General features: G+C 70.4%; 6 protein-coding genes. All 6 read right to left on the bottom strand.

Going from position 1 to position 7,631, the window contains the following annotated elements:
- Positions 1-1,731: a glycoside hydrolase family 13 protein gene (locus AMK19_RS18725; RefSeq protein ID WP_073813131.1), complete on the bottom strand. Its 1,731-nt coding sequence runs from the start codon at positions 1,729-1,731 to the stop codon at positions 1-3.
- Between the two features lie 41 nt (positions 1,732-1,772).
- Positions 1,773-2,675 carry a sugar ABC transporter permease gene (locus AMK19_RS18730; protein ID WP_073813769.1) on the bottom strand — a complete coding sequence of 301 codons (903 nt, stop codon included), beginning with the start codon at positions 2,673-2,675 and terminating at the stop codon, positions 1,773-1,775.
- 50 nt (positions 2,676-2,725) lie between these two features.
- Positions 2,726-3,676, bottom strand: coding sequence for a carbohydrate ABC transporter permease (locus AMK19_RS18735; protein WP_073813133.1), 951 nt, complete (start codon positions 3,674-3,676; stop codon positions 2,726-2,728).
- Between the two features lie 114 nt (positions 3,677-3,790).
- Positions 3,791-5,074: an extracellular solute-binding protein gene (locus AMK19_RS18740; protein WP_073813134.1), complete on the bottom strand. Its 1,284-nt coding sequence runs from the start codon at positions 5,072-5,074 to the stop codon at positions 3,791-3,793.
- 321 nt (positions 5,075-5,395) lie between these two features.
- The gene (locus tag AMK19_RS18745; RefSeq protein WP_083647041.1) at positions 5,396-6,466 is read right to left on the bottom strand and encodes an aldose epimerase family protein; all 1,071 of its coding nucleotides are present in this window, start codon (positions 6,464-6,466) and stop codon (positions 5,396-5,398) included.
- Positions 6,467-6,570: 104 nt separating this feature from the next.
- Positions 6,571-7,631, bottom strand: a 1,061-nt coding sequence (locus tag AMK19_RS34400) for a helix-turn-helix transcriptional regulator (RefSeq protein ID WP_443135021.1), incomplete at its 5' end; no start/stop codon positions are given.

Below are 7,631 nucleotides of genomic sequence, written 5' to 3' on the forward strand. Positions count from 1 at the left end.
TCAGACCGCCCACCATGCGGTGCTGTCGGCGGGCAGTTCGACGCTCTCCCCGTCCGACTCGACCGCGGCCTCGGCGGTGGAGGACAGCAGCATCCGACCCGGCGCGGCGATCCGGACGGCCTCCCCGGTGGCGTTCACGGTGCACACGAACGATCCTTCGGCCGCTTCGCGACGGAACATCAGCACGCCCTCGGGGGCGGCCAGCCACTCGACCTCGGTGCCGGCGCCGAGCGCGGGCTGCTCGCGGCGGACGGCCAGCGCGGAGCGGTACAGCTCCAGCGTCGAGGTCGGGTCGCCGGCCTGGACCTCCACCGAGAGCTCGGCCCAACCGGCGGGCTGCGGCAGCCAGCTCGGGCCGCCGGCGACCGGGCCGAAGCCGTACGGCGCCTCGGTGCCGGACCACGGGATCGGCACCCGGCAGCCGTCGCGGAAGCCGTCCTGGCCGGCCTGTCGGAAGAACGACGGGTCCTGGCGGACCTCGTCGGGCAGGTCGGTGACGTCCGGCAGGCCGAGCTCCTCGCCCTGGTAGATGTACGCGGAGCCGGGCAGCGCGAGCATCAGCAGGGTGGCGGCGCGGGCCCGCCGGAGCCCCAGCGGACGGTCGCCGGCGGTGCGGATCTGGGTACCCAGGCCGCCCGGGTTGGCGAACCGGGTGGCGTGCCGGGTGACGTCGTGGTTGGACAGCACCCAGGTGGTGGGGGCCTGCACGGGGCGCATCGAGTCGAGCGAGAGGTCGATCACCTCGCGCAGCTTCGCGGCGTCCCAATCGGTGCCCAGGTACTGGAAGTTGAACGCCTGGTGCAGCTCGTCGGGGCGGACGTAGTTGGCGGTGCGCCGGACGGTCGGGGTCCAGGCCTCGGCGACGCCGATCCGGTCGCCGGGGTACTCGTCGAGGATCTTGCGCCAGCTGCGGTAGATGGCGTGCACGCCGTCCTGGTCGAAGAACGGCATGACGTCGTTGCCGAGCAGCTTCAGCTGGTCGTGGCTGCCGAGGTCGGGCAGGCCGGGGGCCTTGACCAGGCCGTGGGCGACGTCGATGCGGAAGCCGTCGACGCCCATGTCGAGCCAGAACCGCAGGATGGAGCGGAACTCGTCGGCGACTGCGGGGCTGTCCCAGTTGAAGTCGGGCTGCTCGGGCGCGAACAGGTGCAGGTACCACTCGCCGGGGGTGCCGTCGGGGTTGTCGCTGCGGGTCCAGGCGGGGCCGCCGAAGATGGACTCCCAGTCGTTGGGCGGGAGTTCGCCGTTCTCGCCCTTGCCGGGGCGGAAGTGGTAGCGCTCGCGCAGCGGGGAGCCGGGGCCCTCGCGCAGCGCGCGCTGGAACCACTCGTGCCGGTCGGAGGAGTGGTTGGGCACCAGGTCGACGATGATCCGCAGGCCCAGTTCGTGGGCGTCGCGGATCAGCCCGTCGGCGTCCAGCAGGGTGCCGAACATCGGGTCGACGGCGCGGTAGTCGGCGACGTCGTAGCCGGCGTCGGCCTGCGGGGAGGCGTAGAACGGCGAGAGCCAGACCGCGTCCACGCCGAGGTCGCGCAGGTACGGCAGGCGGCTGCGGATGCCGGGCAGGTCGCCCATGCCGTCCCCGTTGCCGTCGGCGAAGCTGCGCGGGTACACCTGATAGATGACCGCGTCCCGCCACCAGCCGCCTCTGGAGGCCCCGGTGGTCGCAGCAGTCGTCCGAGCGGCGGGAACGGCGGCGGGCCGGGAGGCGTCGGCCAGGTTCTGGGTCATTGGACAGTCATCCCTTGGGTGCTGTGGAAGGTGACGGAGGTTCAGGACTTCGCGGCGCCGGCCGTCAGACCGGTCACCAGGTGGCGCTGCACCAGGTAGAAGACGAACGCGGCGGGGATCGCGATGAGCACCGAGGTGGCGGCCATCAGCTGCCACTGGTGGTCGTGCTCGCTGACGAACGAGGACAGGCCGACCGCCAACGTGTACTTGCTGGACGAGAGCATGAAGGTGGAGGCGTAGGCGACCTCGCCCCATGCGGTCAGGAAGGAGTAGAACGCGGCCACCGCCAGGCCCGGGCGGGCCAGCGGCAGGATCAGCCGCCAGAAGGTGCCGAACGGGGACAGCCCGTCGACCCGGCCGGCCTCGTCGATCTCCATCGGGATGGTGTCGAAGTAGCCCTTCAGCAGCCAGGCGCAGTACGGCACGGTGGTGGCCGAATAGACCAGGATCAGACCGGTGTAGCTGTCCAGCATCTGCAGGTTGGACAGGATGTAGTACATCGGCACGATCAGCACCGCGATCGGGAACATCTGGGTGACCAGCAGGGTCCACATCAGCTGGCGGTGGCCGGGGAAGCGCATCCGGGAGACCGCGTAGCCGGTGGAGGCGGCGATCAGGACGCCGATCACGGTGGTGCCGCCGGCCACGATCGCGGAGCTGCCGAACCAGCTGAGGAAGTCGGTGTCGGACAGCACCCGGCTGTAGTTGGCGAAGGTGGCCTTGTCCATGATCTTCGCCGGGTGCAGGTAGTCGTTGTCGTCCGGCCCGAGCGAGATGTACGCGATGTACAGCACCGGGAACAGGGCGATCAGGCTGGCGAGGATCAGCGTGCCGTGCGAGAGCACGGAGGCCAACTTCGAGGACTCGCCGCGCGCCCGGACCTTGACGGGTCGTCCGGCGGGCTTCGCGTCCTCGGTGGCGGGGCGGTCGGCGGTGAGAGTCATGGGGCTACCTGCCTGGTCGTGGTCCTTGGGGTTCAACTCGGCCGCGGCGCTCATCCGTTGGCCTTCTCGTTCCGGGCCAGCCAGCGGCGGTAGAAGGTGGTGAAGACGATCAGGATGGAGAGCAGCAGGATTCCGTAGGTCGCGGACTGCGCATAGTCCGCGGGCTGCTGGCCGAAGCCGAGGCGGTAGGCCCAGGTGACCAGGATCTGCGCGTCGGGGGCGCCGGAGCCGAACAGCAGGAAGATGACGGCGAACTGGTTGAAGGTCCAGATCACGCCGAGCAGCACGACGGTGGAGGAGACGGTCCGCAGGCCCGGCAGGGTGACGTAGCGGAACCGCTGCCAGGCGGAGGCGCCGTCCATCTCGGCGGCCTCGTACAACTCGGCCGGGATCGACTGGAGTCCGCCGAGCAGCGAGATCATCATGAACGGCACGCCGACCCAGGTGTTGACCAGGATCGCGGCGCACTTCTGCGCCAACGGGTCGGACAGCCAGCCGGGTTCGGGCAGGTGCAGCATCGACAGCAGGCCGTTGACGGCGCCGCCGTCGGCGAGCATCAGCCGCCAGGAGAAGACGGTGACGAAGGTCGGCACCGCCCACGGCAGGATCAGCACCAGCCGGTACAGGCTGCGGCCGCGCATCTTGCGGTTGAGCAGCATCGCCAGGCCCAGGCCGATGCTGTAGTGCAGGAGCACGCAGATCGCGGTCCAGATCACGGTCCAGATGAAGTGCGACCAGAACCGGTCGTAGGCGGTCGGCCCCCAGAGCACGTCCGCGTAGTTGTCGAGTCCGACGAAGTCGAAGCTGTCGGGGATGTGGTTGACGCCGATCTGCCGGCCGACGTTGAGGCTGGTGGCGTTGGTCAGGGTCAGGTAGAAGCCGCGGACCAGCGGATATCCGACCAGCACGCCGAGGACGACCACCACCGGCGCGATCATCGCGTACGCGTACCAGTACTTCGAGTACGACAGCCTGATGCGCTGCACGACCGCAACTGCCATGGGTTGACACCTTCTCCGGGAGGTCCGCCGCCTGCCTCGGCGACATGTGCTGGGGGTCTGACGGGGCACGCCCGGCCCACCGTCAGGTGTGGGCCGGGCGAGCCTTGTTCCGACTTACTTGGCGAAGTCCGGCAGGAGCTTCGCGTAGTCGGTGGCGGTGGCGTCCAGGCCGGCCTTGGTGTCGGACTGGCCCTGGACGATCTTGCCGAGGTTGGTGCCGAAGGAGCCGAACAGCGAGGCGTACTCGGGCAGTTCGGGGCGCGGCTGGGCGGAGGGCAGGATCGCCTGGAAGTCGGCGATGCCCGGGTTGGCCTTGACCTCGGCGGTGTAGGCGTCGCTGCGGGTCGGCAGGGTGCCGTTCTTCAGCGCGAGGAAGGTCTGGCTCTCGGCGGAGGTCAGGAACGCGGCGAGCTTCTCGGCGGCGGCCTTGTGGGCGGCGTCGGAGCCGGCGTAGACGGAGACGTTGTGGCCACCGGTCGGGGCGCCGCCCTTGCCGGAGGCGCCCATCGGGACGGCCGCGATGCCGAGGTTCTTCTTGTCGGCGAACGCGGAGCCCTTGTAGACGTTGGTGACCTCCCACGGGCCCTGGACGATCGCCGCGACCTTGCCGCTGGTGAAGGCGTCCATCATGTGCGCGTAGGCGTCGGTGGTGACGTCGGCCTTCACGGTGCCGGGGGAGGTGAACATCGACTTGTAGGTCTCGACGGCCTTGACCGCGTCGGCCGAGTTGACGGTGATCTTCTTGCCAACGGCGTCCACCATGTTGGTGCCCTCGCCGTACAGGAACGGCATGGCGTAGTAACCGTCGGCGGCCTTCAGCCAGAAGCCGTCCACGCCGGCCTTGTCCTTCAGCTGGGCGGCGTCGGCCTTCAGCTCGTCCCAGGTCTTCGGCGCGTCGGTGATGCCCGCCTTGGCGAACAGCTCCTTGTTGTACATCAGGGCGAGGGTGTCGGTGACCAGCGGGACGCCGTAGGTCTTGCCCGCGTACTTGGCCTGCTGGATCAGCGAGGGCTGGAAGACGGAGGCGTCGGTCAGCGCGGGGGTGCCGTCCAGCGGCTCCAGGTAGCCGGCCTTGGCGAAGGCGGAGGTCCAGCCGACCTCGGCGCGGAACGCGTCCGGAGCGCCCTTGGCGCCCATCGCGGTCTGCAGCTTGTTCTGCGCCTGGTCGAACGGGACGTTCTCGAACTTGACCTTGATGTTCGGGTTCGCGGCCTCGAACTTCTTGACCAGCTCTGCGTAGTTCGGCGCCTCGTTGGTGGCGTTCGAGGTGTCCCAGTAGGTGATGGTGACCGGTCCGTCGCCGCCCTTGGCGTCGGAGCCGGAGCCGCTGCTGCCGCACGCTGCAAGAGTGACCGCAAGAGCCGCAACGAGAGCGGAGGCCGCGATACCACGCCGCATGGAAACTCCTTGAAAGATGAGGGTGCCCGAGTGGGGGGAGGACCGCGCATAATGGCTGTCCCAGCCGACTGCGCCGTTGCAGGCCGTCGGGCTTGAGCAGGAACGTAACAGCGCGGCAAGCGGTGCTGAAAGTCCTTGCAGAAAGTTTCTGCAAGATGCCGGGGATCGTTACGTCCACGTGTCCTTAGAGTTGCCGCCACGCGTCTTGACCATCCGTGGCCATTCGGGAACTGCTTGCAGTCCGAACCCCTCTGAGCAGGCATGAGCAGGCAAGAGGCCCCGGAAGCGGCTGCTTCCGGGGCCTCTTCGGCACGCTGTTCGTCAGTCGGTGGTGCCCAGCCGCAGCACCGTGGTGGACCGGAACTCCTGCCCCGGCCGCAGCTCGGTCGACGGGTAGGACGGCTGGTGCGGCGAGTCCGGGTGGTGCTGGGTCTCCAGCGCGATGCCTGCGTACCGGCCGTACGCCGCGCCGGACGGGCCGGTGACGCTGCCCTCGAAGCCGTTCGCGGTGTACACCTGCAGGCCCGGCTCGGTGGTCAGCACCTCCAGGGTGCGCCCGCTGCCCGGCTCGGCCAGCAGCGCCGCCCGCACCGGCGGCCCGTCCGCCGGGCGCTCGCGCAGCACCCAGTTGTGGTCGTAGCCGTTCGAGAGTTTCAGCTGCGGGTGCCCCTCGGCGATGCCCTCGCCGATCGGCCGGGCGGCGGTGAAGTCGAACGCGGTGCCCGCCACCGGCTCGAACGGGCCGTACGGGATCTGCCGCTCGTCGACCGGCGTGAACGCGTCCGCGTCGATGGTCAGCAGGTGCCCGAGCACGTCGCCGCGGCCCTCGCCGGCCAGGTTGAAGTAGGCGTGGTTGGTGAGGTTGAGCACCGTCGGCTTGGTGGTGACGGCCCGGTAGGAGATCGTCAGCTCGGCGCCGCTGAGCGTGAAGTCCGTCCAGACGTCCAGCGCGCCGGGAAAGCCCTGGTCTCCGTCGGGCGAGTGCAGGTGCATCCGCACCCCGCCGGGGATCTCCTCGGCCTCCCACACCCGGTGCGCGAACGAGTCCGGGCCGCCGTGCAGGGTGACGCCGCGACCGGTCGGCAGCAGCGGGAAGTCCTCGCCGTCCAGGGTGATCCGGCTGTCCGCGATCCGGTTGCCGTACCGGCCCACGGTCACGCCGTAGTACTTGGCCGGGCCGAGCAGCGCGCCGACGTCCTCCGTGGTCAGCACCACCTGCCCGGGCGTGCCGGCCCGGTCGGGCGCGGTCAGCGAGTGCAGCGCCGCGCCCAGCGTGATGACGGTCGCCTCGATCCGGTCGGAGCGCAGCGTCCACCGCTCCAGACCCATCCCGGCCCCGGACAGGTCGTACGGCGCCCGGTGCACCTCGGCGGTCCGATCCGGCACGGTCATGGACAACTCCTCGGTTCGTGGTCACCCTTTGCGGGTCAGACTAGCCCGCCCGGCGCGCAGGGGGCCGATGACCCGCTCCGCGCGCCGGGGTGCCCGTCGGCCCGTCAGTCGGCCTGCCCGGGACGGAGAGTGGGCAGTCCGAGCGCGTCGGCGAGGCCCTCCGGTCCGGTGCCGAGCTTGCGGTGGACGGCGGCCAGCCGCTGCTTGACCACCGACACCGGCAGCCGCAGCTGTTCGGCGATCCGCTGCGGCGGCAGCGCCCGCGCCGCCAGCTGCGCGACCTCCAACTCCTGCGGGTTCAGCGTCACTTTGGCGGGCACCAGCGCCCGGCTCGGCTGCAGACCGGACGAGGCGAGCACGTTGCGGGCCCGCACCTCCAGGCCGTCGGCCCCGCAATGCTTGGCCAACTCCATTCCCTGGTAGAGGTGTTCGGCGGCCTCCAGGCTGCGGCCGACCTGCACCAGGGCGGCCCCGAGGTCGACCAGCGCGTGCGCGTGCTCGTAGCCCGCCGGGGAGCGGCCGAGACAGCCGACCGCCTCCTGCAGCAGCTCGACGGCGTGCGGGCCCTCCCACACACTGGCCGCCAGCCGCAGCGCGCTGCCGATCGCCGACGGCGAACCGGACTCCCGGGCCCGGGCGACCGCGTCGTCGCCGTTCTTCCGCGCGGACGGCAGATCCCGGTGCGCCATCGCCACGGCCAGGTGACCGGCCCACGGCGCGTGCACGGTGGACCGCCAGCCGCGCTTGTCCAGCCGCATGCCGGTCTCGGCGAGCACCTCGACGGCCATGTCGTAGTCGCCCCGCGAGATCAGCAGCTTGCCGTAGATGGTGGCGACGTCGGGCAGCACCAGCGCGGTCTGATGGTACGGCGGCGAGAAACGGTACTTCTGCGCGACCTCCCAGGCTTCCCGGTCGCGGCCGCGGGACAGCAGGGTGTCGATCAGCGAGCCGACCAGGTTCCACTGGAGCGGCAGCCCGGTGCCCATCCGATCGGCGATCCGCAGGCCCCGGCGCAGGAAGTCCTCGGCCTCCGGGAGGAAGCCGCGGCGCAGCCGGGCGAAGCCCATCAGGAAGTAGGCGAAGCCGCGGTGCGCGCCGCTCCACCCGGCGATCTCGAACTCCAGGATGGCGGAGCTGAACAGCTTCTCGGCGCGGGCGATCTCGT

The organism is Kitasatospora sp. CB01950 (genome assembly GCF_001905465.1).
Classification (GTDB): Bacteria; Actinomycetota; Actinomycetes; order Streptomycetales; family Streptomycetaceae; genus Kitasatospora.